Below are 25,872 nucleotides of genomic sequence, written 5' to 3'. Positions count from 1 at the left end.
CCGAAGTCCCGAATCCCGTCCGACTTGCATGTATTAGGCCTGCCGCTAGCGTTCATCCTGAGCCAGGATCAAACTCTCCATAGTAAAATGAAGTGTAAGACCAAGACTATTTATAATATAAACAGAACTGTCTTGTTTTTATATCTAATTCCGGACTGACCTGGCTGGTCAGTTATTGCTAACTTTATTGTTCTTAACTTTCGCCAAAAACTTCAGCTACTCGTTACGTTACATGATCATTTCCTTAAAGAACTTTCTCCGCATCCGCTTCGCGCTTCTGCTTCTATTTCTTGGCCCGAAGGCCATTTTTATCTCTTTTAAAACCCCCTTCGTTTCCGACGGGACTGCAAAGGTAGAAATCTTTTCCGAACTTCCAAAATAAATGTGAAATTTATTTCTTCGGCCCCTCTCCGGTTTCTGCGTCTAATTATTGTTAAACCCTCCTTTTTTCAGGTGACGGACCATCCGGCCCGACCGTTCCTCCCTTGCGGAGTGGTGCAAAGATAGGAACTTTATAATATTACCTCCAAGTAAAATAAACGTTATTTTTATAACTTTATTATAAACCGCTGATGCAGATAAAGATAAATTTGATTTTTTCGGAATCTAACTCCTTTGTACAATACAGATTCGATAATACCCAACCCCACGGCTATCGTTATATCCCCGACACAAAAAGGCGTATTCCTCGTGTGACATGCAATACACCCTGCGCGAAATGATGTGCGTCTACATCCACGAAGTGTACATCTTATGTCAGGAAGTATACATCCCACGCGAGATGACGCATACTTTAAACCAAATGATATACCGCATTTAAAAGAAAGCATATGCCATAATCCAGCGGGCATATCCCCCGAGCGAAATGAGGTACGTCCAAACACAGGAAGCGTACTCCTAAATCGATCAGATGCACCGCCTATACCACGAAGCATACACTTCCTACGGAATGACGTACCCCTTAAACGAAATGAGGTACGTCCTAAAGCACGGAATATATTTCTAAATACACCAAGTGTACGTCATATGCCACAAAGCATATACTTCGTGCGAGTTAACGTACATCATAAACGAAATGACGGAAGCCTAAATGCAGGACGTGTATTTCTAAATCCACCAAGTGTATGTCATATACCACAAAGCATATATTTCGTGCGAGTTAACGTATATCATAAATGAAATGACGTAAGCCTAAATGCAGGAAGTGTATTTCTAAATGCAGGAAGTGTATGTCATATACCACGAAGCATACACTTCCTACGGAATGAAGTATCCCTTAAATGAAATGACGTAAGTCTAAATGCAGGAAGTGTATGCCTAAATAGGCGAAATTTAGGCCCGATAGGAGGAATAGTATGCAATAAACTAACGGTAGTATGAGGTAAACTCAGGACAATAGGTATCAAAACAGTCTGTAACTGGCCCTTTCCTACGTGTCGATTTTTCTAAAAACCCAATATTTCTGTAGTGTAAAATTGAAACCTAATGACACCACAAGCTCTACCATCAACCGTGTAATTCTATAATCAATACCTGTTAATGTTGACAACAAGGGAGTTCCCTGGGATTTTAATATGATACTTCCAATGACAACTATTATGAATTTCCATAATTGATTCGCGACAGGAGCCTCTTCCTTTTTAAAGGTCCAAAAACGGTTAATGGCAAAATTAACTATCGCTCCTATTGCTCCTGAAATTACAATAGATGTGCTGATGGAAAAATTTAGAATCTCTTTACAAAAGAGCATAATCCCATAATCAACCATTCCACCGACAAAAGCAGATAACTGGGCTTTAAGGAACTCTTTTAATTTTGGAAGCATTTTTTATTGATTGTTCAATTTATTCTGTTTTTCATTAGCATCTCTAATGTCTCCCAAATCCAAAAGCTTTTTGGTGTCACCAAGGTTTATAAAAAACAAGGCAATGCAAATCAAAATCACTAAATAATTCATCGAACCAGGAATGATTACTTCCAAAAGCAAAACGATAGAAATTATAACTCTAACTTCCGTAGGACCTAAGATCCCAGCATCTATCGTATACTTATCTGTAATTTTATAACGCAATTGAGAAATAATCATCGCCCATCCGTACAATGCGACCAATGCAAATCCAGAATACTTAAAATCTCCGGGCGCATAAAATACATAACCCAGACCAATGAACACCGTACTTACCCAGTCCATAATAATGTCCAGCGCAAAGCCGTACCATTTGCGTGACTTATTTCGATAAAAGGCGATCCTCCCGTCTAATGAGTCCCCAAACCATTGCACAAAAAATCCAACGATACCAAACAACAGATAGGTCAAATGAACATACTCTGCTAGCAGAAAACTTGCTAAAATCATAAGCGACCCTAAAAAACCAATAGCAGTCAATCCATCCGAAGACAGCGAATTGGGAATACGCGGCACCAGATATGAAATAAATTTTTGTTCGGGATTACTCAATATATTCGTGCGCTTCCTATCTTGAAAAAGCTTCTTATTAATCTTCTGACCACTCATTATTTAAAGTTCTTACAACCAACTATTTTTCTTGTACCAAAGAAGACTTTCTCCTAGCCCCTCTTTAAGATTATATTTAGGATTAAAACCTAGTTTATTTTTAGCCTTCGATATATCACAACCCCAATTTTCCGCGGTCAACTCATTCAACCGTTCGGGATAAATAACAGGCGTTCTCTTCGAATTCTTATAAATGGTTTCGGATATTTGAGCAACTTTTTTAACTATGCCAAAGGGGATATGAATACGAAGCAGCTTTCTACGTAGTGTCTCCTTGAAAATATCCGCCATTTCATATTTAGAATAGATGTTGCCATCGGTAACATTATAAAACTGTAGTCCCTCCTGAGGCACCACACACCCTTTCAGCAACACATCCACTAAATCCTTCACATAGATAAAACTGAGCTTTTGTGGCTTTCTTCCAATATACGGATCCAACCCTTTATTCATCGTATCAAAAAGAATAAATAAATCTTTTTCGCGCGGACCATACACAGCAGTCGGACGAAATACAGACAGCGGTTTATCCGAAAAATCCGCTTTGATCATCTGTTCTGAAGTACACTTACTGCGGCCGTATACCGTTACGGGGCTGTAAGGTGTTGATTCATCAATAAGTCTATCGCTAGTATAAGCAATAGGGCCTACTGCGGCAAGACTGCTCACGTATACCAACCTTTCCAACGGCATATCTGCAGCGAAGGCCGCTTGAAGAATATGTTGTGTATACCCCACATTAACGTCTAGCAACATCGCTTCCTCTTTTGCTTTGGTCAATGCAGCAGCGTGAATGATATAGTGATATTGATATTCTTCGAATAACTTCTTCAATTCGATGACAGAAGAAAAATCAGGAAATACAAATTGATCCACAAAAGATTCAATTTCCGTGATATTACTCGAACGTCGAACTGCAGCATGCACTTCGAAATCCAGATTCTTTGCTGCTTCGACTAGATGAGAACCAACAAAGCCACTAGCCCCCGTTATTAAGATTTTTTTCCTCATATCGCTTTTTCATAGAGGCGATACTGCTTATATAATCTTCCGTTTATTTGCTCAATAGCATGATTCATCATGTAATTATGCTCCAGCATCCATGAGCACTCCCCTCTTTCTATTCCGTAAAGACCCGCATTTTTGATAATTCTACCATATAAACAGGCTTCTATTCCCATTTTCCGGTAGTCTTCTAGTACCCCTAACATCATCACCCGCAAGGACTTTATTTTCTTTTTACCAAATAGAAGTTTAAAAATTCCTGTTGGGAGTAACCTTCCTCTTTTTATATTAATTAATATCTCATTAATATTCGGAATACCTACCGCAAAACCAACAATTTCATTATCCTTTTCTGCAATAATACAAAAACGAGGGTCTACGATCATTTTCAAATCCTTTGCTACATAAGCAAATTCCTCATCGGTCATCGGCACAAAACCAAGGTTTTTATCCCAAGCTTTATTGTACACCGATTTTATCTTTTCAGCTTCATTCTTAAAATCTTTTAAATTAATAAGTCGCAACCTAATGCCCGATCTGTTTAAACGCTCTTCAAGACGTTCCATTAACTGGACAGAACGCAAACTAGCCTGAGCTGTTGGTATATCATAAGCTCTTAAGTCTACTTTCTTAGCGAATCCAAAGTTTGCTATCAGCGCTGTGTAATATGGATAATTATATGGCATCATCGCTACCGGAGGCATTTCAAACCCTTCAATCAAAAGACCACAAGTTTCATTTGTAGATTGGTTAATGGGTCCGACCACAGTATCTCCTCCCTTTCCTTTTATCCATGTAATTGCAGCATCAAATAAAGCATCCGCAACTCGTTGGTCATTCACACTATCAAAGAAACCGAACTGACCTTCATTCACCTGGTTAAATTCATTGTGATTCACGTTCCAAAATGCGCCAATCCTACCTACGATTTTATGCTCTTCGTAAGCTAGAAACAGTTGTGCCGAAGAATGCTTATAGAAAGGATGCTTATCCGGGTTCAGCAAATCGTCTTGACCCATAAACAACTCAGGAACATAATTAGGATCCCCCTTATACAAATCATGCGGAAAATCTATAAATTCCGCACGTTGTTTTTTAGTTTCGACTGGGATGATTTCAATCATAGCCATTAGCTAATAAAAGTTTCAACCTCTAATGTTTTAAACACCTTAGCCATTTTATCAACAGCTTCATCTATCTGATCGAACGTATGTGTCGCCATCAATGAAAAACGTATTAAAGATTCTTCCGCCGGCACAGCCGGTGCAACAACAGGATTCACAAAGATACCATCATCCTGAAGCATCTTGGTAACATAATAAGTTTTATCGTTGTTACGTACAAAAACAGGTAGGATAGGACTTTCTGTAGCTCCCAAGTCAAATCCATTTTCTAACAGAAGCTTTTTAGCATAATTTGTATTCGCCCACAATCGCTCAATATGCTCCGGTTCTGTTTGAATAATCTCTAGCGCCTTTAAAGTCGAAGCAACAGAAGCAGGTGTCATACTCGCACTAAACATCAATGAACGCGCGGAGTGCTTCAAATATTCTATCGTATCTCTATCTGCGGCCACAAAACCTCCCAAAGAAGCCAAAGATTTACTAAATGTCCCCATGATCAAATCAACCTTATCTGTCAATCCGAAATGACTTGCCGTACCCGCGCCCTTTTCACCGATCACCCCCAAACTGTGCGCATCATCACAAAGGATTGCCGCATCGAATTCTTCGGCAATATTTACTAATTCGGGAAGCTTTACAATATCACCTTCCATACTAAATATACCATCAGTAGCAATAAACTTTAAGCTATCTTCCGGTAATCGAGAAATCTTAGCACGCAAATCTCCCATGTCATTGTGTGCATATTTTATAACTTTAGAGAATGACAAACGGCTACCGTCAATGATGGAAGCGTGGTCTCGTTCATCCAATAAGATATAGTCATTTCTACCTGTAAGACAGGAAAGGGGACCTAAATTAGACTGAAATCCAGTACTAAAAAGTATCGCAGCTTCTTTTCCAACAAAATCTGCCAGTCGCTCTTCCAGCTCTACGTGAATATCTAGAGTTCCATTTAAAAAACGGGAACCGGCACACCCTGTACCATATTTCGCGAGTGCATCCTGGGATGCTTGGATAATTCTTTTATCCGTAGTCAATCCTAAATAAGAATTTGACCCGAACATCAAAACCCGTTTTCCATCAATCAGCACTTCCGTATCCTGCTTAGACTGAATAGGTCTGAAATAAGCATATAAATCATTCGACTTAATACGCTCTAGTTCCCCATTTAGAAACCTTGATGTTCTTTCACTTAACTTTCCCTTGCTCATGCTATAGGTGTTTCTTTTTGTTGTGATAATACTAAAAAGCTTATTCTTTTTTTACTTTTTGACTAAATCTTATCAAATGTCAAAATTAAAAAAAACAAAACAACATATACAATTTTAGCTTCTAAAATACGTTAATACTACAATAATCCACTAACGGTCAACAATTTAAAGTAAAACATGCACATCTTGTACAGTATAAAAATCGGTGCAAACATACAAAACTTCAAGATATTTCGCATAACCGAAAAACCATATAAATATCATAAAATTAAATTATTGTTAACATAACTCCAATAGAATAATGAATTAAAAGTGAATAAATTTCGAAAATCATTACATTTGTCGTCATTTGCAACAAAACATGGCTATATCTTCACAAATCAACATTAAGAATAAAAGAGCATCGTTTGAATATCACCTATTAGACAAATATGTGGCGGGCATACGATTATTGGGAACGGAGATAAAATCTATACGCGAAGGAAAAGCAAATATCAATGATAGCTTTTGCGCCTTTTTTGAAAACGGACTGTATATACGCAACATGCACATCGCAGAATATTCGTTTGGATCCTTTTATAATCATGAGTCAAAGCGAGACCGTCAATTGTTATTGAACAAAAAAGAGTTAAAAAAAATTAAGGAAAAGGGAGAAGAAAAAGGATTCACCATCGTCCCATTACGCATATTTATCAATGAAAGAGGATTTGCAAAAGTAGAAATCGCCTTAGCGCAGGGTAAAAAAGATTTTGACAAGCGTGATACAATTAAAGAACGTGATAGCAAACGGGAACTTGACCGCGTAATGAAACGATAACAAGATATTTAGAAGAAGTTTCCTTTTCACATTATTCATCGAGTTCACATTATTCATCGAGCGCAAGTCCTTCCAGAACCGGAATCGGTTGTTTATTTTGATCTAGCGCCACAAAGGTAAACATGCCTTGAATAGCTAATTCACGTCCTTCTTCGTCCATCTTTTCTAAATATATTTCTACCTTTACCTTTAGGCTTGTGCGTCCGATACTATCCACTCGCGCAATAGCTTCAATGATACTTCCCGAGGGTATGGCCTTTTCGAAATTAATCTTATCTGACGACACGGTTACCAACGTCTTTCTACAAAATCTCGTGGCGGCCATAAAAGAGACTTCATCCATTATCGCCATTGCTTTGCCACCAAATAAAGTATCATGATGATTGGTTAAAAAAGGAAATACGGTTGTACAAACACGGGTCTCAGACTGATCAATCTTCTCTTCTAATGTCATTACGTTAAAAATTTTAGGTAAAGTTAGTGTTATCCACATCAATCCCAATACCTTTCAGAAGTAGCGAAGCATTAAAAACCGTACACTGCCCATCTTTCAGTTTATAGTCAAATAACATTTCACCTTCCTTTATCTGAATATCAAAATGATAATTTTGAAGAATAGATGGATATTCACCTTCTAAAGTAGCCAATTGCAAATCATGCGTCGCGACCATCCCCTTACCCTTCATCGCAATCAACTTCTTAATAACGGCACGAGACCCCAAATACTTATCGACTGAGTTTGTACCGCGCAGCATTTCATCGATCAAAAAGAAACTATCATCAGCAACCTCCACAATACCCAGAATGAATTTCATTCTATCCAACTCTGCTTTAAAAGTGGAGGTACTTTCGTTCAGACTGTCTTTGATACGCATATAAGTAACTAACCTATAAATCGGCAATTTAAATCGCTTAGCACACACCACTGCCCCAGCATATGCCAATACTGCATTAATCCCAATTGTCCGCAAGAATGTGCTTTTTCCGGCCATATTGGATCCCGTTACCAACGCTACGCGGTGTGTCCTTGCATCGTAGTTATTTGCTACCGCTTGGTCAACAGGAATCAGCGGATGATTAATATCCTCTGCGTGCATCCCTTCTTCCAAATAATTATCCAAAATCACAGGCGTAGTCCAATCAGGCATATTTCTTTTTAGTGCAGACAGTGCCAATAAAGCTTCAAAATCCGCTATAATATCAAACGCGTGAACGATATTTCCTTCATAATTTTCTTTCCATTTTACAATGGATAAGACCTGACGAAAGTCCCAAAGAAAGATAATATTGAGAATCGCCCCAACTAAAATATTGTTTCTGGCATCAAGTTTATCCACCAAATTACCCAGCTCGCGAAAAGCTTGTGAAAGTTTCTTTTCGGCATGGTCTGTTTTCAGTTCTTCCTGAAGGTTAATGGTTAATTCTGCTGAGAATTTCTCTTTTTCGATAAGCTGTATGGCATCTGAATACGCAACCAACGTCGTTCCTATCTTATCAATCCTGCTTGAAAAATAGCCTACTTTCCCTCCCAAAGCCATTGCCCAGCACAGATGTACCAAGCCCAAGATCGCGAGGGATCCCCAAATAGGGTGCAAAAAAATTGACAACACCCCGCCCACTAAAAATAGCAAAGGCGCAATCGGCACATAGATCTTCATGAACGATGAACCGAAGTTTAAAGACTTGTCGCCTAAATATGTTGTTAAAAATGTTTTGATATTTATTTTTTGTCCAAGATTGAAAAGTAATTTTGTTTGAAGGTGTTGCGCCCATTCTTTCTTCTCCGCTATTTCAGCACTAGCCTTTTGGCGACTGCATATAATTTCCTTATTTGCGCTCTTCAAAAACCAAGAAGCTAACCGTTCCACACCATCTGGAGTAGCCGAACGATTTATTTTTTCAAACAACGAATGCGGTCCAAAAATATCTAAGTCTGAAATATAGGGATGCTTTCCATCGTCAAACTGTTCTCCATTGCTATATATATTAACATGACCTTGTACAAGATCAATTTCATTTCTATTCACACGAAGAAACGCTCTTTTTTCTTCCCTTTTCTTCTCTAATTTGCTTTGACGCAAAATCAGATATGAAAATAGTAGAATAATAGCAATCACCGTTACGAACAGTAAAAGAACATCATTGAGTTGGAATATTTTAAATAGGATTGTTCCCCCTACTAATATCACTGCCAGTCGAAATAAACTGTTGGCGTTCACTTTTTTTTCAATGACCACCAACTCCGCTTCAGTAGTGGTTATATTTCGGTTGTAAAATTCTTTCATTTCTGCCTTAAAGATAGCATTTTTTACCAGGCCTTATCACCTACCAAAGGTACAAATCGGAACGTGTCCAATTCAATCCGCTCAAAATTATTTTCGCCAACACGTAAAATCGTAACCATCTTTTGCGAATTTTCATCCCCAACAGGAATAACTAAAAGACCTCCCAGTTTCAATTGTTTGAGCATTACATCCGGAACAAACGGAGCTCCCGCAGTCACTATAATTTTATCATAAGGTGCATGTTCAGAAATTCCTTTCGACCCATCACCGAGAAAAAAATGCGGTTTATATCCTATATATGGCAATACCTGTATCGTACGGTTGTAGAGATTTTCTTGACGCTCAATTGTATACAAATCGGCACCCAATTCCAACAATATGCAAGATTGATAACCACACCCCGTTCCGATTTCTAAAATCTTATCCCCCCTTTTTACGTGTAATAATTCAGATTGATAAGCTACCGTATAAGGTTGTGAAATCGTTTGACCATCCCCTATTGGAAAAGCAATATCTCTATAGGCCTGATTCCAAAAAGTTTCATCAAAGAAAAAATGACGTGGCACCTTTCCGATTGCCCGCAATACATTTTTATCTTCAATACCTCTTTTCTCCAGATGTTTTACAAGTTGCTTTCGCGCGCCTTTTTCTCGGTAGTTATCTACAAATTTGTATGCCATTGTTCCTCAAAAATACCATTGTTGAGGCATATTATCGCTATTTAAATGCAAAATGTTTTAGCTCAGGAGATTTGTTATTGAGGAAGTTTAGACAATGTATATTAGTATCCTTTTCTAAAGATTTTGTACCTTCCCCTCTTAAATAAAACCATCATGATTAGACTATTCTTTCTCGTCTTTCTTATTGCACCTTTAATTGGGTGCGACAATCCGAAAAACAACAGTAAACTGGATGAAAGCTACAAAACTATATTCAACAGTATATTAGACAATCACAATGTAAAAGGATCGATTTTAATCTATGATCCACAAAAGAAAACTTATTACTCAAATGATTTTGACTGGGCTAATACGGGATTTCTTCCCGCTTCCACATTCAAAATACCAAATGCTATCATTGCGCTAGAGACGTCTACCATTAGCAGTGACGGTACCGTCATTAAATGGGATGGAAAAAAACGAGCATTTGAGAGCTGGGAAAAAGATCTTACATTTAGGGAAGCATTCCAAGCCTCTTGCGTGCCTTGCTTTCAAGAAATTGCCCGTAATATTGGCGTAGAAAACATGAAAAATTATCTCAATAAATTACGCTATCCTACCATGGATGTAAGAGTTGAAACACTAGATAACTTTTGGCTATATGGTGACTCTAGAATAACACAGATGCAGCAAATTGATTTTCTGCAACGTTTCTATACCAAAAAGTTGCCGATCCTAACCTCGACACGTGATAAAATGCTAAAACTCTTCGAAATCGAAAAAACAACGGATTACACATTAAGTGGAAAAACAGGATGGTCCTATAATGAAAAAGATAACAATGGGTGGTTAGTAGGCTTTTATGAGAAAGGCAAGCGTGTTTATTACTTCGCGCTAAACGTTATTCCAAAAGATATCAATCATATGGAACAATTCGCTCCCTCCCGTTTAAAGGCAATCCGCGAAGCATTGCATCAGATGCAACTTTTATAGCAAATCGTATAAAACTCAAAATATTACTTAGATAACATACAACTGCATATTCATCAAAAAAACATAAAATAATGAAAAAAATTGTTTTCTATCTTTTAGTTACCGTATTACCTTTTCAAATCGCCTTAGGACAGAAAGTAAATCCCGATGACGATGGAATTTTAAAAATCCTAGCTATTGGAAATAGCTTTTCAGAAGATGCCTTGGAAAACTACCTTTACGAACTTGCCGTCGCAACCGAGAAAAAGATCATTATTGGCAACATGTATATTGGCGGTGCTTCGTTGGAGCTTCATGTGAAAAATGTCAATGCAGATAAAGCAAGTTACAGTTATCGAAAGATTGCGCTAGATGGTGTAAAGACAACAACTAAAGACGTGAGCATATCGGATGCGCTTACAGATGAAAACTGGGATTACATTAGTCTACAGCAAGCCAGTCCCTATTCCGGCCAATACGACGTTATCATGAAGAACCTTCCAGCGTTATTGGATTATGTAAAAGGAGTCGTACCTCACGACACCAAGATCGTATATCATCAGACATGGGCATATCAACATGACTCCAAGCATGGAGGATTTAAAAATTATAACAGGAACCAAATGACAATGTACAAAGGTATTATAGCTGCCACTAAAAAAATCCATAAATCCAAAAAGTTCACTTTCGTCACTCCAGCGGGCACGGCTATCCAAAATGCACGCACAAGTTCTATCGGCGACCATTTCTGTCGCGATGGTTTCCATTTAGATTTAACGTATGGACGATTTACCGCGGCTTGTACCTGGTATGAAAAATTATTTGGGCTTGATGTCCGCGAGAACCGTTATAAACCAGAAAATGTAACAGAATTACAGGCAGGTATTGCGAAAGATGCTGCACACAAAGCGGTAAAAAAACCTTTTAAAATTTCTAAGGTTAAGCTTTAATAACTGATAAAAATGAACACCTTAGTATCACTCACCAGAGACAAAAAATTATGAAGTACTTATTCCTGTTTTTAACCATACTGCTTACCCAACAAAGTATATCGCAGACCATATCTCCAGATTTTCTTGAAGGGACCTGGAAAAGGAAAGATAAAAACCATTACGAACATTGGGATAAATTAAATCCACGTACTTTGAAAGGATTTTCTTATATGTTAAAGAATGGCAATATAACGGTTACAGAATATGCAGCTATTCATCAAACTAAAGGCAAGGAAGTGGTATATTCCGCCACTGTAAAAGGGCAAAATGCGGGGAAAACGATTCATTTTAAACAAACTCTTTCTGATACAGCTCTGGTATTTGAAAACCAAGCGCATGATTTCCCTAAAAAAATTGTTTACAAAAGACTTACCGACTCAGAGATTTTGGTTCAAATTTCGGATGGAGGCCAAAAAATTTATACTTACAGTTTACTGAAGCAACAGACAAAAAGCACAGTTATAGATTCCACTAACGCCAACCCCAATTACAATGCTATACTCGCCCAAAAGTTAGGCGCAGACGATTATGGAATGAAAAAATACGTTCTTGTTATACTGACGACAGGAAACAATGAGACAGATGACAAAGAGTTTATAAACAATACTTTCAGAGGGCATTTAGATAACATCAATAAACTTGTAAAGCAAGGCAAACTGATTCTAGCGGGCCCCTTGGAAAAAAATGAACGAACCTATCGTGGAATTTTCGTTCTAAACGTAACATCCCAAGCCGAAGCAGACGAAATATTAATGACAGACCCGGCTATTCACGAAAATCTCCTTACTTATGAATTATTTAATTGGTATGGTTCGGCGGCACTACCGGAGTATCTTCCTTCGGCTGATAAAGTATGGAAGCTAAGTCCCTAATTCTTAATAGGGGTCCACATCAATTTGAATACGGACACCGGTATTGTACTTATCCAATTCAAACAGTGCAATCGCCTGCCGAATAAAATCTTTCACTTTATGGATACTGATGTTCGCCCGTTCAATCTTTAACGTAATCGTTTGGATATAGTGGTTTCGTACGCGCGCTACCAGTGGTGGCTCAGGACCTAATACCCGACTTCCCAAATGGGAACGAAGTGCAGAAGCCAACCTATTGGCAGAATCTAAAGCTTGTTGTTGGTCTGCATGCTTGACATCCATTTTTATCAACCTACAAAATGGTGGATATTGAAAATTTTTACGTTCGGTAATTTCTTTCATAAACATCCCGTCGTAATCATGATTCACCACCTGTTCGATTACCCGATGCTGCGGGGTATAGGTCTGGACAATTACTTTACCTAGAGATTGTCTTCTTCCTGCGCGCCCTGCAACCTGAGAAAACAACGAAAAAGCACGCTCGTATGCCCTAAAATCAGGAAAATTAATAATGGTATCCGCATTGATAATTCCGATTAGACTAACACGTCCAAAATCCAGCCCCTTGGCTACCATCTGCGTGCCAATCAACACATCAAATTCGTGATCGTCAAATGCACCTATTATTTTATCAAACCCATACTTACCCTTTGTTGAATCCAGATCGAGACGACCAATCCGAAGTTCCGGCATTAAAATCTCTAGCTCTTCTTCCACCCTCTCGGTACCGAATCCCTTGCTTTCCATGTGCGGCATACCACAGGCTGGACATACATTAATCGGCGACTCAGAATGTCCACAATAGTGACAATGCAATAAATGGGATGTTTTATGATAGGTCAAACTAACGTCGCAATTGATACATTTGGCCACATAACCGCACGTACTACATTGGACAAACGGAGTATGTCCGCGACGGTTCTGAAACAATATGACTTGTTCCTTTCTACCTACTGCTTCCGATATACTCCTTAAAAGATCAGCACTAAAATAGGAATGCATCTGTTCTTTTCTGCTCTCTTCTGGAATATTTATAATCTGAATATCCGGCAACTGTGCCTCTCCAAAACGCTGTAGTAGTTTGACGAAACCATATTTACTTGCTTTGGCATTATAATAACTTTCAATAGAAGGTGTTGCAGATCCCAATAAAACTTTCGCCTGATGGAGATGGGATAAATATATGGCCGTATCCCTTGCGTGATAACGGGGTGCCGGATCATATTGCTTGTAAGAATTCTCGTGCTCTTCGTCAACAACAATAAGACCAAGGTCTTTGAAGGGCAAAAAAATGGAAGAACGAGCTCCGATCACGATCTTGAATTCATCTTTGATAATTTTATGCCAGACTTCGGCTCGTTCATTATCGTTAAATTTCGAATGGTAAACGCCCAATTGATTACCAAAATGCAACTTGAGCCGCGCCGTAATTTGTGCAGTAAGCGCGATTTCCGGCAGCAGGTACAATACATTTTTACCTTCAGCCAATGCTTTCTCTATTAATCGAATGTAAATTTGCGTCTTACCGGATGCGGTTACACCATGCAATAACACCACTTCTTTATCTTCAAACTGCGCTTTAATAGCATCGTACGCTTTCTGTTGACTTTCACTAAAGAAAAAATCTTTCGTAAGAAAAACGTCTGTGCCATCGAATCGGCTAACCAGCTTTTCTTTTACATCAAACACTCCCTTGTCGATCAACGCCGTCACGGCCCCCGCCCCACAGCCCGAAGTCTCCATGACATCCTGACGTGTGATATCTTCCTTTGTTTTTGACAATTGCATAAAAGCAAGAAAAGCGTCCTGTTGTTTAGGGGCGCGATTAAGACTGTCTAATAGTAGTCGTTTACCTTCCGCATCACCATACTCCGATGCCAAACGCAAAAACGCTTTTGTTTTCGGTTTATATCGTTCCTTAATTTCCTCTGAAATTAAAATATAGCCTTTCTCAAACAAGGATTTTAACAGAGGAAATACGGATTTCTGTCCCAATATCTTGACAACATCACTCACTCGCAATTCACCGGCTATATCCAAAGCTTCCAAGATCAAATATGCTTTATCAGAAACATCAGACCTGTCAAGATTGGGATTTTCGGCTAAAACAATTTTAGTTTCCGAAGCCATTTTCAAGGCGGCGGGAAGGGCAGCTTGCATAACCTCTCCCAAATGGCACATATAATATTCTGCCATCCACTCCCATAACTGCAATTGCGACCCATCCACAATGGGCTCTTCGTCTACAATATCCAGTAGATATTTCGCTTCGTATTTGATAGGAGCTTCTATAGAAAAGGATCTTATTATGGCCGAATAAATTTTATTCTTTCCAAATTGCACAATTACACGAACACCTATTTTCACACGGTCATTCAAATCATGTGGTACACGATATGTATACGTTTTGGCGATTGCCAAGGGGAGGATAACTTCTACAAATAACGTTTTACGCTTTTGATTGAACAGCTCGGAATTGGACATACAACAAACTTAGATAAAATGCTTCGCATTCACCAGCGCCTGGCCGTAAAAACACGATTCGCAATTGGCTTTTTTACTATACTTGTGACCTAAGCACGATGTCGTATTGCCGCCACGAACAGCCCTATCCATCCCGTCATAAAAAACAATCCGCCTATCGGAGTAATAGGCCCCAACCACGATGCGATTTCTATATCGAATAAAGATCTTACGCTCAATATATACAACGAACCCGAAAAAAATAAGATACCAACTGTAAATGCAATAAATGAAACGCGTATGGAAGGACTTTTAGCCCTTGAAAATGTGGACAAAAACAATAATGCTAAGGTGTGATAAAAGTGATATTGATTAGCAGTTTTCCAGGTTTCCAAATGGTATTCGCTTATTTTCCCTTCTAAACCATGCGCACCAAACGCACCCAATATAACAGCGACCAACCCCAAAAAAGAGGCCGTCAATATAATCTGTTTATTCATCTAATTTCTAAAAATTCAAACTTATTGAAATATTGCTTATAAATGTAAAAAATATCCATTAAAAGCAATGATATTTTTACTTTTTTATTTAGCTAAACTTTATTTTCGCATCATAATTAAGTAGGTTTGTAGTATGAGGAATACGATTATCGTAACGGCTATTTTGTTTATAGCTGTAGTTGGCGCTTCTATTTATTACTTCAGTGATCTGAATAAAGATCATAAAGAGGCGGTCAAACCTTTGAAATACCTGCCCAAAAATACGTTATTGATCTTATCCATTCGAAATGACGAAATAACAGATAATATCTTTAAAGATTTTGAAGTGTTTGATGCTATTCTCGGCTTTTCCGAAACGGAAAAACTAAGGGAATTCAAGAAAAAATTACTCCGTAATGATGCGTTAAAGACATATGTGTTGGACGCTGACATTTACATTTCATTTCATCCGGATGATAAAAAGTCACTAGCCACACTATTTACCATCCCAACTTCCGGAAAAATAGCCACTGATGATCTGCCCGCTATCATCCAGCAGATGGGAAAAGATTACGAAGTAAACGTGCAAGACACCCTAAATCAGCAAATATTTTCCTTTAACAGCGGAAATATCGACTCGATATTATATGTTACTTACTACGAAAGCATTCTCTTCGCCTCCTATGCCAAACCTCTTTTGGCTACTATAATGAGCAAAGAAACAAAGTCCCTTTCGGATGCTCAAATTGATTATTTCATTAAAAATAACTCCCGAAACACACCACTAAGTGTCTTTTTTCCTCATCAACAGCTTCCTTCCGCTCTACAACTATTTCAACGCACGAGCTCAGGTCCTTTTTTAAACCAGTTTGAAGGACTAAAAGGACAATCTGCCTGGAATATCAATTTCAAGCAAGAAGCCTTAATGTTAACCGGTGAAAGTGAAATCAAAAATACAGATGGAAATTATCTTGCTTTATTCCGCAATCAACGGAAAAAGACACAATATTTATACAATTTTTTTCCATCAGCTACGTCGTTATATATAGAATACAGTATCAGTGATCAACGGCAGTTCACTAGGGACCTTAATGACTTACTTGCGTTCCGCAAGGAAAAAGAAAAAATCTATAACCAATTCAAGTCACAACGAGACACGACCATCATATTTGAATTTCAAAAAACCTTAGGGTCGGAATTTGCATTGATCGAACAGTCAAACCAAACCCATATGGGTTATATCAGTCTAGCTGACACAAATTCGTGGAACCGGCTTAAATACGAGCTGTTTGAAATTTTAGGAGATTCCATCTATAGATTCAAGAATTCAAATCTACTCTATGCATTCTACGGAGATGCATTCAAAGTTTTCCCACGTCCGTATGTGACACAGGTAGGTCATGTACTCGTTATAGCAAATAGCAGCAATACGCTTCGCGAATATCAAAAAGATTGGAAAAACAGGAACCTGCTGACCGGAAACTTAGGCTTTAAAAACTTTGAAAAGCTCCAGGGAAATGAAGCAAATATTACCTTTTTTGCACATACAAAAAATGCAAATTCAAAAATTCTAAACTCATTACCACAGCACTATCAAAAAAACTTCAGGAATAACGATAACTTCGGCTACCAAGATTTTTATTCCTGGTCAGCTCAGCTATCAGGCAACAATGGCGGTTTCCTATCTCGTGTATATGCGGTTTATAAAAGTAAAACTGCTCTCGGAACCACACCCGAGTGGATCTATCCATTGGAAAATAATGTGATTACAAAACCTTATATCTTTGAGCATTCTGACACAAGCCAATTCATTTTGTTGCAGGAACTAGATCACACCTTGCATGCGATCAGTCCATCCGGAAGAAAAATATGGTCAAGTGTTTTTTCCGGGCGACTAGTGGGAGATATGATGCAGATAGCCGACAGATCCATTATTTTAGTAACAGATAGGAATAGATTGTACCGTTTTGATACTTCTGGAAAACCGATGAAAGGATTCTCCACAGGCATACCAGAAGAACCCATAGCCTCCCCTACCCTCGTATCTATAGCTGGTCAATCCTTGATATTAGTGCCGACTAAGAAAAAAATATACACGTACAATATGGAAGGCGCTCGCATTGATCTTTTTCAAGATGACACCATTGCGGGAGAAATAATTGGCTCAATACAAGTAGTAGGCGACTATTTTGCGATAGGAACCTCCTACGGACGGATCTACTTATTTGACAAAGAAGGCCGTATTGCCAAGCATATCGATGCACCGGGAAATGTTGTATTTCGGAATCCAATTGGAACAATCGAGGTCGGAAATGGTGAATTCACTGTGCTGGCTACAGATACAACAAGTAACCTTTATAAGTTTTCGCTGGACAAAGCGCCCGTTATCGCGCGACCCGAAAAATGGAATGCTAAATTTTATGCTGACTTTGTAAATATTATCTCTTCAAGTGCACCTGAGATGATCGTAGTCGATGGCAGTCGATTACGCGCCTATGACATCGTTGACACCACGAAACTGCTTTTCGAATACAGCTTCACAAAAGATATCTCAGACAGACCTCAATATTTTAGATCTGCTACCGGATTGCCTCTTATAGGTATTGCGGCCAAATCAACTAACCTAATTTACCTCTTCAATGAGAATGGATCGATAACTGATGGTTTTCCGGTAGAAGGACAACCTTTATTCTATTATGGAAAAATAAACTACAACAGTGACACGTTCTTATTGTGTATGCGACGAGATCACAAACTTTATGCTTTCCGACATCAAAAATAATTTTACAAGAACGTTATTTATTAGTACGTTTGTACCCATAATAATACTATGCTACAAGGAGAAGAGAATTTAAAGTTACTGACCGAACCTAAGAAAATTGTAATCACGACTCATCATAAGCCCGACGGTGATGCTTTAGGCTCATCTTTAGGTCTTTACCACTGGTTAAAAAAGAAAAACCATGAAGTAAGTGTCGTTGTTTCATCAGATTTCCCTACTTTTCTAGATTGGTTACCGGGACGTGATGTCGTTATATCTTATCCCGAAAACCCAGAAAAATGTAAACAACTACTGGATGAAGCAGAGATTATTTTCTGTTTAGATTACAGCGCACTCTCCCGTACTAATATTTTAGAAGAATACATTTGTGCGGCTTCAGGACAAAAATGGATGATAGATCATCACCTGGATCCCGAAGATTTTGCCCAATTAACCTATTGGGATTCAAACGCAGCCGCCACAGCACAGTTAATTTACACTTTCATTGTGGATATCCTGGGAGGGAAAGAATTAATCGATGCCAACATTGCAACCTGTCTATATGCAGGTATTATGACAGATACAGGTTCTTTTCGTTTCCGCTCTACCACATCAGCCGTACACTATATTATCGCTAACCTGATAGAAGCCGGCGCCCGCAATTGGGAAATTCACGAACAGATTTACAACAGCTCCACCGAGAGACGTTTGAAGTTTTTGGGATATTGCCTTTTAAATTGTTTAGAAGTAATTCCTGAATACAATACAGCACTATTTTCCATTAGCAAAGATGATCTGGCACAATTCGAAATCAGCACCGGAGATACGGAAGGCTTGGTCAATTATGCCCTCTCGGTGAAGGGCATCCGACTCGCTGCACTAATTGTTGACAGAACTGAATTAATTAAACTATCTTTGCGGTCGATTGGCGACATACCATGTAATGAAATATGTAAAAAATATTTCAATGGTGGTGGACATCTGAACGCCTCTGGCGGAAGCTCTAGCGAGAAACTAGCGACTGTAGTAAACACATTTAAATCTATTTTACCAGAATACAAAGAACTATTAACAACGTAAATAAGTAGTATAAAATAAAATGAAGAAATCAATTCTATTTCTATCAGCAGCGGTATTATTAACTGCTGCTTCATGCCAAAACTTTAAGAAAGGTGATGGTGGTCTTGAGTACAAAATCGTCAAAGACGCAGGCGCTGAAAAAGCTGCTTCTGGCGATTTGTTGTCAGTCGATATGACAATAAATTCTGACAGAAATGACTCATTGTTAAATAGCACCTACGACATGGGCTTACCTCAAATCGTAAATATTGCCCCAGACTCAATTCCAGGACTATATGCCGGAGATTACAATTCCATGTTCAAAATGTTGGGCGAAGGTGATAGTGCGGTATTTCGTCTAAACCTAGACACGATGGCAGCAAAAACTGGCCAACCAAAACCAGAGTTTGCAGATAAATTTGTAACCTTTACCGTAAAAGTTAGAAAACACTTTAAAAAAGGACAATTAACAGATTCAGCGATTTATGCCGAAGTAAACAAATACTTCGAAGGTGAAATAGAAGGTTTGAAAAAAGGTGAAGAAGGAAAGATTACCGCTTACATCTCGTCAAACAAATTAGAGCCTAAGAAAACAACTTCTGGATTACAATACATTGTTACAGAAGAAGGTAAAGGTGAAAAACCAGCTTTAGGAGACACAGTAGTCGTTAATTACACTGGTAAATTAACTAACGGAACTATCTTCGATACAAGTGATCCCGAACTAGCTAAGAAAGAAAATCAATTTAATCCGATGCGTCCGTACGAACCTATCCGTTTCAGTATCGGGAATGATCCAGTTATTCAAGGTTGGACAGAAGGTATTCAATTATTAAATAAAGGTGGTAAAGCTACTTTGATCATCCCTTCGTCGTTAGGATATGGTGAGCGTGGTGGCGGTGGTAAAATCCCTCCTTACGCACCATTGGTATTCGAGATCGAATTAGTAGACGTAGTAAAAGGTACAGGAACTGCAGCAGCGCCGTCACTTCCAGAGCAAATCCCTGCCGAACCTTTAAACTAAGTTTTAAAAAAACTAGATAAAACGGTTTTATCTTAACAATTTTCAAATAAAAAAGCGGTTCCGTTAGTGGAATCGCTTTTTTTTGTGTCGATTAGGTCAATATAACGCAAAACACTATTTTTGAAAAGTACAAACACAATATAATGACACCTACATATCAACTTACCGATACCCATACCCATATTTACTATCATGCAAATTCGGAACGTTTGGATGTACAATTGAAGACCTGCTTTGCTAAAAACATCTCCCGCCTTTTTCTTCCCAATGTAGACAGTCAGTCCATTCAACCCGTATTTGATACGGTAGCAGCTTATCCCGAAAATTGTTTTGCCATGTTAGGTCTACACCCATGTAGTGTAAAGGCTAACTATAAGTCCGAATTAACCATCATCGAAAAAGCGATAAGTAATCATAAGATCTACGCCATTGGTGAAATTGGATTAGATCTTTATTGGGATAAGAGTACGCTGGATATACAGAAAGACGCCTTCCGTACGCAGGTAAAATGGGCGAAAGAACTTGGACTGCCGATTGATATTCACTGCCGGGAAGCATTTGATGAGATATTCGAACTGTTAGATGAGTTAAAGGATGATAGGTTATTCGGGATTTTCCACTGTTTCACAGGAAATCTGGAACAAGCCCATCGGGCTATTGATCTAGGTTTTAAATTGGGCATCGGAGGTGTGGTAACCTACAAAAAAGCAGGATTAGACCATGTGGTAAAGGAAATCGATCTAAAGCACATTGTTTTAGAAACAGACGCGCCCTACTTAGCCCCCACTCCATTCAGAGGAAAAGAAAATGAAAGCGCATATTTATATTATATAGCAGAAAAAGTCGCTGATCTACATCAAATCAGTATAGAGAAATTAGCAGAAATCACAACTAACAATTCTAAAACCATTTTTGGAATCTAATATATGAACAATATTTTTATAATATACACCGGAGGAACCATCGGGATGGTACAAGACCCAGAAACGGGCACTTTTGTTCCTTTCGATTTTGAACTCATAGCCAACAATCTACCCGACCTAAGCCGTCTCAACTACAAACTCACCGTGCATTCCTTTACCCCTATCATCGACTCGTCGAATATGAATCCATCCATTTGGTTAGAAATGGCACAATTAATTAAGGATAATTATGACAACTATGATGGATTTGTCATATTGCACGGTTCGGATACAATGGCCTTTTCAGCATCTATCTTAAGTTTTATGCTTGAAGGGCTACAAAAGCCGGTGGTATTTTCCGGTTCACAATTACCTATTGGTGAAATTCGTACAGATGCGCGTGAAAATTTAATGACTGCTCTGGAAATTGCCTCCGCAAAAAGAGAGGGCCGATCTATTATCCAAGAAGTCTGTATTTTATTCGATAACAAATTGTTTCGGGGTAATCGCTCCTTCAAGTATAATTCCGCAAAATTTGAGGCTTTCCGTTCCCCAAATTATCCTGTACTTGTAGAGGCTGGCATCCACTTGAAATATAACGATGATGCGCTGCTAGACAACAGCAACAAAGAATTTATCTTGCATACCGAGCTTGATAATCGTGTAGCGGTGCTTAAGTTATTTCCTGGAATTAGTAAAGTCACCGTTGAAGCCATTTTAAATTCTGATGTAAGAGGGATTGTGATGGAAACATTCGGTTCTGGAAACACGATGACGGACGCTTGGTTTCTAACTTTATTAGAAGCGTGCATTCAACAAGGTAAAAACATTGTAGACATCTCACAATGCAAAGTAGGGTCTGTCGAATTGGGGAGATACGAAACATCCCAAGGACTTAAAGCGATAGGCGTACTGAATGGCTATGATATGACTTTTGAAACCGCGGTAACCAAGTTAATGTATTTACAGGGAGAACTCGCTGATCAACAAGAAGTAGCTTATTGGATGCAAAAAGACATCCGTGGAGAATTAACCATAAACGATTAGAAAAACAAACATTTAACATGCAATTCATCGCGCACGAAATAAATAACAAAAAGATAGTAGAACTCACTACTTCGGAAGAAATTTTTAAGACACTGGAAGAAGCGACCGATCTAATTGGCAATGTATATTACCAAGGCTTTGATAAGCTAATTGTTTATGAAAAGAACATAAGTCCCGATTTTTTTGATTTAAAGACAAAATTAGCGGGAGACATTCTTCAAAAATTCGCAACTTATAATCTACAGCTTGCTATAGTGGGCAATTTTAATTTTGACAGCAAAAGCCTAGCGGATTTTATATATGAAAGCAATAAAGGGAATTTGATCAACTTCAAAAGCACGTTGCAGCTTGCACTAAGCTAAGGATTGCAGCACCTCAGCAACAACAAAATTACTCCCTCCTACGAATATAAGGTCACCACGTTGAAAGGCGCTCTTCGCCGCTTCCAATGCATGATGTACAGAACCTAACGATTTACCCAATAATCCGTAATTCGCGGCCTTTTCCTGCAATTCCTCAGCTGTCATCGCACGGGGTATATCTGGATTCGAAAAATAATAGATAGCATCTTTGGGTAAGAAAGGAAGCATATGATCCAAGTCCTTGTCTTTCATTGCACCAATTACGACATGTAATTTTCTGTAAGAGACTTCCTCCAAATTTTTAACAACCTCTCGGATACCATCTTCATTATGTCCGGTATCACAGATTATTAAGGGATCTATCGAAATGGTTTGCCAACGACCTTGAAATCCGGTAAGCCGCTGTACATTAGCTAAACCTGTTTCTATTGCATCTATAGAAACATCGAATCCTATTTTACGGATTTGGTCTACAATGGCCAATACCCCAACAATATTCTTTAATTGATAGGAGCCGGTTAAGTCTAGCTTTACTATATTGCTCATGGAAGGGCCGGTGATGAGTATAGACTGATAGTGATGTTCTTTGGATGTTCTTTCAGCTTTGTAAACCTGATCTGCAAATAGTAGTGGAGCCTGAAACTCTTGCGCTTTAGCTTCAAATACCGGAGCTGTCAATGGATCAAATTCGGAAATGACAATAGGTGTATTTGCTTTGATTATACCGGCCTTCTCGTACGCAATCTCCTGAATGGTATCACCAAGTAGGTTCATGTGATCCATTCCGATATTGGTAATTAACGCAACTTCGGGAGAGATAATATTTGTACTATCCAATCTACCTCCCAATCCAACTTCAATAATTGCGATATCGACACTTTCTTGGGCAAAATAATCGAAAGCCATAGCAACTGTTACTTCAAAAAAAGAAGGCTTTACAGCCTCTATCAGATTTCTCTGCGTATTTACGTAATCAACGACAAATTGTTCAGATATCATTTCGCTGTTAATCCGCACGCGTTCCCGGAAATCAACTAAATGCGGGGAAGTGTATAACCCTGTCTTGTATCCTGCAGAAGATAAAATAGCTGCCAGCATATGGGAAGAAGAGCCCTTGCCATTCGTTCCGCCGACGTGAATGGTTTTAAATTTATGTTGCGGATTATCCAAAGCGGCACACAATTCCAGTGTACGATCCAAATCTTTTTTATAAGCGGAAGCACCATCACGCGTAAACACAGGCAATCGACTATATAAGTACTCGATTGCTTCTGTATAGGTATTCATAAATAACTATCTAAGTTTGAATTCTATTCGGATCTGAACGGTTCGTCGATCCGGAGCATTCGGGATAGCATTAAACTTTCCTTTCCGCAACTCTCTATTCAACATTTCGTTGACCGTCGAAGATGCATACGTAGTCCCTCGTAATCCCGATCTCACGCTGATAACGTTCCCATTCTTATCAATGGTCAATTCGGATACAACAACACCGCTAAATTGACCTTCATCGTTTATATTTGGTCTTACAGCCCAATGTCTACTACTTAAAGAAAGAGGTTCATTACCAAAACCTGAACCACCTTCACCGTAGTTGCTAGCCAATGGATCTCCCAGTTCTGAACCTTGATTTCCTGGACTAGTTCCTGTACCATCACCCGATCCACTGGCATTATTTTTTTTACCTTTATATAAGGCGTTCGTATTGACAGCAGGCGTACTATTTTTCTTTTCGACCGTTGTCTCGACAGCGGCTGTTTTTACCGGCTTTTCAGCCTTTGTAATAGCTGGGGCATCATCCATATCTTGAGTGGCCACTACTTTATCTGCTGTTTGCTGCGTAGGAGTGGGAATCGGTGTTTCTGCCGGATTTATTTTATCCGGTTTCACATTGTTTGCATTCTCGTCCATAGATGGCTCTTCGATCGACATGTAGTCTTCTCCCATTCCCTCTTCGGCAGTACCATAGTTCACAATAATACCTCCCATACCATATTCAGGCAAATTGTTTTGACCAAACACAATAAAGAAGCCAATAACGACTAATATAACCATGACGAGGGACGAATAGCCCAATGCCTTTGGCATATTATTTTCTTCTTTAAGATGATAATACATACACTTCTATTTTTGAGTATGACCCGTAATTCTTTATTAAGTTTAATACAAGCCAACCTTATTTATTAATCTCTTTTAGGTTCTGTCGCCAGCACCAGTTTTATTTTCAATCTATTCGCAACATCCATTACTGAGATCACATTTTGAATCGGCACCGTACTATCCGCATACAACATGATGGTTACTTCTTCTCCTGTATTCATCTGGGATTGTAACACCTGCTCCAATGCCTCATAGGGTACCACCTGCTTATCCACATGATACACTAGATCACTTGTTACAGAAACCGTAACGGTTTTTTTCGCTACAGACTGCTCTCCCGCGCTTGACCGTGGTAATAACAACTTTACGACCTGTGGGTTGGCAACTGCTGACGCCAACAGAAAGAATAACATCAAAAAAAACATGATATCATTCAATGCTGCTGTATGTACCTCAGCAACAGGTCTATTTCGTCTATTTCGTATATTCATATTATGATCCTGGCTCGTCTAATAAATCAATAAACTCCACAGCCTCTGTTTCCATACGCAAAATCAGACGCTCTACCATCATATTTAAGATATGGTAACCGATATATGCCAAGATACCTATCGTTAATCCTGAGGCAGAAGCAATCATCTTCACATAAAGCCCTCCAGATACCGTACCAATATCGATACCTCCGGCAATTTCCACCTCACGGAAAATTTGGATAACACCAAAGATCGTTCCTACGAAACCCAACATCGGTGCGATACCGGCAATAATACCCAAAATATTAATATTCTTCTCCAGTTTAGATACCTCTAATTTACCCACGTTTTCAATAGCACCTTCAATATCTTTGATGGGGCGTCCGACACGTGTTAAACCTTTTTGCAACATACGTGCTAACGCCGAATTACTCGAGCGACACACTGCGATGGCAGCATCCAGTTTACCCGACAACACATTGCTTTTTACCTGCGCCATCAATCCACCATCCAATCTTGAAGCATTCCTAATCGTAATATATCGCTCAATAAAGATTACCAATCCGAGAAAGAAGAGTAACAAAATAGGGATCATGATCCACCCGCCCTTCATCAATAATTGAATCAAGTTCAGGTTTTCTTCTTGTGTAGCTAATTGTACAGACTGTTGTTGAACTTGGTTCAAAGTGTCTACTGTTAGATTGTCTTGTAATAATGACATAGTAATCTATAAAATTTATTGTAATG

General features: G+C 38.8%; 25 protein-coding genes and 1 rRNA gene. 11 read left to right on the top strand and 15 right to left on the bottom strand.

What is annotated here, in order from left to right:
- A 16S ribosomal RNA gene (locus tag FAZ15_RS12570) occupies positions 1 to 84 on the bottom strand; the annotation flags it as partial.
- A gap of 669 nt (positions 85 to 753) precedes the next feature.
- Here FAZ15_RS12570 and FAZ15_RS12565 point away from each other — a divergent pair.
- On the top strand, positions 754 to 1,179 hold the full coding sequence (locus tag FAZ15_RS12565; protein ID WP_136901647.1) for a hypothetical protein: 426 nt from the start codon (positions 754 to 756) through the stop codon (positions 1,177 to 1,179).
- 250 nt (positions 1,180 to 1,429) lie between these two features.
- Here the strand turns inward: FAZ15_RS12565 and FAZ15_RS12560 are convergent, their stop codons facing one another.
- From FAZ15_RS12560 to spt, 5 genes are read right to left on the bottom strand one after another with little or no spacing between them, the layout of a single operon-like run.
- Entirely contained in the window at positions 1,430 to 1,825 is a 396-nt protein-coding gene (locus FAZ15_RS12560; protein ID WP_136901646.1) for a GtrA family protein, read from the bottom strand.
- A gap of 3 nt (positions 1,826 to 1,828) precedes the next feature.
- Positions 1,829 to 2,515, bottom strand: a complete 687-nt coding sequence (locus tag FAZ15_RS12555) for a CDP-alcohol phosphatidyltransferase family protein (RefSeq protein ID WP_136901645.1) — start codon at positions 2,513 to 2,515, stop codon at positions 1,829 to 1,831.
- Between the two features lie 12 nt (positions 2,516 to 2,527).
- Complete coding sequence (locus FAZ15_RS12550; RefSeq protein WP_136901644.1) at positions 2,528 to 3,526, bottom strand: NAD-dependent epimerase/dehydratase family protein; 999 nt, start codon at positions 3,524 to 3,526, stop codon at positions 2,528 to 2,530.
- Positions 3,523 to 4,644 (bottom strand): GNAT family N-acetyltransferase, encoded by a 1,122-nt coding sequence (locus tag FAZ15_RS12545; protein WP_136901643.1) that lies wholly within the window; start codon positions 4,642 to 4,644, stop codon positions 3,523 to 3,525. The genes FAZ15_RS12550 and FAZ15_RS12545 overlap by 4 nt, the downstream gene beginning before the upstream one ends.
- A 5-nt stretch (positions 4,645 to 4,649) precedes the next feature.
- A complete protein-coding gene (spt, locus tag FAZ15_RS12540) occupies positions 4,650 to 5,858 on the bottom strand; it encodes a serine palmitoyltransferase (protein ID WP_136901642.1) in 1,209 nt (402 codons plus the stop codon).
- Between the two features lie 361 nt (positions 5,859 to 6,219).
- Here spt and smpB point away from each other — a divergent pair, with 361 nt between their 5' ends.
- On the top strand, positions 6,220 to 6,675 hold the full coding sequence (smpB, locus tag FAZ15_RS12535; RefSeq protein WP_136901641.1) for an SsrA-binding protein SmpB: 456 nt from the start codon (positions 6,220 to 6,222) through the stop codon (positions 6,673 to 6,675).
- 49 nt (positions 6,676 to 6,724) lie between these two features.
- On the opposite strand, the gene FAZ15_RS12530 is transcribed toward smpB, so the two are convergent.
- From FAZ15_RS12530 to FAZ15_RS12520, 3 genes are read right to left on the bottom strand one after another with little or no spacing between them, the layout of a single operon-like run.
- On the bottom strand, positions 6,725 to 7,129 hold the full coding sequence (locus FAZ15_RS12530) for an acyl-CoA thioesterase (RefSeq protein ID WP_136901640.1): 405 nt from the start codon (positions 7,127 to 7,129) through the stop codon (positions 6,725 to 6,727).
- Between the two features lie 13 nt (positions 7,130 to 7,142).
- Positions 7,143 to 8,960: a MutS-related protein gene (locus FAZ15_RS12525; RefSeq protein WP_136901639.1), complete on the bottom strand. Its 1,818-nt coding sequence runs from the start codon at positions 8,958 to 8,960 to the stop codon at positions 7,143 to 7,145.
- Positions 8,961 to 8,983: 23 nt separating this feature from the next.
- Positions 8,984 to 9,640 (bottom strand): protein-L-isoaspartate(D-aspartate) O-methyltransferase, encoded by a 657-nt coding sequence (locus FAZ15_RS12520; protein ID WP_136901638.1) that lies wholly within the window; start codon positions 9,638 to 9,640, stop codon positions 8,984 to 8,986.
- A gap of 153 nt (positions 9,641 to 9,793) precedes the next feature.
- Between FAZ15_RS12520 and blaOXA the strand changes: the two genes are divergently transcribed.
- From blaOXA to FAZ15_RS12505, 3 genes are all read left to right on the top strand, one after another.
- Positions 9,794 to 10,612, top strand: coding sequence for a class D beta-lactamase (gene blaOXA / locus FAZ15_RS12515; protein ID WP_136901637.1), 819 nt, complete (start codon positions 9,794 to 9,796; stop codon positions 10,610 to 10,612).
- A 71-nt stretch (positions 10,613 to 10,683) separates the two neighbouring features.
- Complete coding sequence (locus tag FAZ15_RS12510; RefSeq protein WP_136901636.1) at positions 10,684 to 11,541, top strand: DUF4886 domain-containing protein; 858 nt, start codon at positions 10,684 to 10,686, stop codon at positions 11,539 to 11,541.
- Between the two features lie 50 nt (positions 11,542 to 11,591).
- Complete coding sequence (locus FAZ15_RS12505; protein WP_136901635.1) at positions 11,592 to 12,455, top strand: DUF6265 family protein; 864 nt, start codon at positions 11,592 to 11,594, stop codon at positions 12,453 to 12,455.
- Positions 12,456 to 12,458: 3 nt separating this feature from the next.
- Here FAZ15_RS12505 and priA read toward each other — a convergent pair whose 3' ends face one another.
- Together priA and FAZ15_RS12495 are read right to left on the bottom strand one after the other, a co-directional pair.
- Positions 12,459 to 14,939 (bottom strand): replication restart helicase PriA, encoded by a 2,481-nt coding sequence (gene priA, locus FAZ15_RS12500; RefSeq protein WP_136901634.1) that lies wholly within the window; start codon positions 14,937 to 14,939, stop codon positions 12,459 to 12,461.
- Between the two features lie 89 nt (positions 14,940 to 15,028).
- Positions 15,029 to 15,418 carry a DUF423 domain-containing protein gene (locus FAZ15_RS12495; protein WP_136901633.1) on the bottom strand — a complete coding sequence of 130 codons (390 nt, stop codon included), beginning with the start codon at positions 15,416 to 15,418 and terminating at the stop codon, positions 15,029 to 15,031.
- A 133-nt stretch (positions 15,419 to 15,551) separates the two neighbouring features.
- On the opposite strand from FAZ15_RS12495, the gene FAZ15_RS12490 reads away from it, so the two are divergent.
- From FAZ15_RS12490 to FAZ15_RS12465, 6 genes are all read left to right on the top strand, one after another.
- Complete coding sequence (locus FAZ15_RS12490) at positions 15,552 to 18,179, top strand: PQQ-binding-like beta-propeller repeat protein (protein WP_136901632.1); 2,628 nt, start codon at positions 15,552 to 15,554, stop codon at positions 18,177 to 18,179.
- Between the two features lie 48 nt (positions 18,180 to 18,227).
- Complete coding sequence (locus tag FAZ15_RS12485) at positions 18,228 to 19,238, top strand: DHH family phosphoesterase (protein ID WP_136901631.1); 1,011 nt, start codon at positions 18,228 to 18,230, stop codon at positions 19,236 to 19,238.
- A gap of 19 nt (positions 19,239 to 19,257) precedes the next feature.
- A complete protein-coding gene (locus tag FAZ15_RS12480; RefSeq protein WP_136901630.1) occupies positions 19,258 to 20,241 on the top strand; it encodes an FKBP-type peptidyl-prolyl cis-trans isomerase in 984 nt (327 codons plus the stop codon).
- Positions 20,242 to 20,384: 143 nt separating this feature from the next.
- Positions 20,385 to 21,164, top strand: coding sequence for a TatD family hydrolase (locus FAZ15_RS12475; protein WP_136901629.1), 780 nt, complete (start codon positions 20,385 to 20,387; stop codon positions 21,162 to 21,164).
- A gap of 3 nt (positions 21,165 to 21,167) precedes the next feature.
- On the top strand, positions 21,168 to 22,190 hold the full coding sequence (locus tag FAZ15_RS12470) for an asparaginase (RefSeq protein WP_136901628.1): 1,023 nt from the start codon (positions 21,168 to 21,170) through the stop codon (positions 22,188 to 22,190).
- Positions 22,191 to 22,207: 17 nt separating this feature from the next.
- On the top strand, positions 22,208 to 22,552 hold the full coding sequence (locus FAZ15_RS12465) for a DUF4180 domain-containing protein (protein ID WP_136901627.1): 345 nt from the start codon (positions 22,208 to 22,210) through the stop codon (positions 22,550 to 22,552).
- On the opposite strand, the gene FAZ15_RS12460 is transcribed toward FAZ15_RS12465, so the two are convergent.
- From FAZ15_RS12460 to FAZ15_RS12445, 4 genes are all read right to left on the bottom strand, one after another.
- The gene (locus tag FAZ15_RS12460) at positions 22,544 to 23,839 is read right to left on the bottom strand and encodes a bifunctional folylpolyglutamate synthase/dihydrofolate synthase (protein ID WP_136901626.1); all 1,296 of its coding nucleotides are present in this window, start codon (positions 23,837 to 23,839) and stop codon (positions 22,544 to 22,546) included. The two genes, FAZ15_RS12465 and FAZ15_RS12460, sit on opposite strands and share 9 nt — an antisense overlap.
- A gap of 6 nt (positions 23,840 to 23,845) precedes the next feature.
- A complete protein-coding gene (locus FAZ15_RS12455) occupies positions 23,846 to 24,670 on the bottom strand; it encodes an energy transducer TonB (RefSeq protein ID WP_136901625.1) in 825 nt (274 codons plus the stop codon).
- Between the two features lie 65 nt (positions 24,671 to 24,735).
- Positions 24,736 to 25,143, bottom strand: coding sequence for an ExbD/TolR family protein (locus FAZ15_RS12450; protein ID WP_136901624.1), 408 nt, complete (start codon positions 25,141 to 25,143; stop codon positions 24,736 to 24,738).
- A 1-nt stretch (position 25,144) separates the two neighbouring features.
- Positions 25,145 to 25,846 carry a MotA/TolQ/ExbB proton channel family protein gene (locus FAZ15_RS12445; RefSeq protein WP_136901623.1) on the bottom strand — a complete coding sequence of 234 codons (702 nt, stop codon included), beginning with the start codon at positions 25,844 to 25,846 and terminating at the stop codon, positions 25,145 to 25,147.
- Between the last annotated feature and the right edge of the window lie 26 nt (positions 25,847 to 25,872).

The sequence above is a fragment of the Sphingobacterium olei genome (genome assembly GCF_005048855.1).
Taxonomy (GTDB): domain Bacteria; phylum Bacteroidota; class Bacteroidia; order Sphingobacteriales; family Sphingobacteriaceae; genus Sphingobacterium; species Sphingobacterium olei.
The sequence above is the reverse complement of the archived record's forward strand: the minus strand, read 5'-3'. Positions and strand labels throughout refer to the sequence as shown.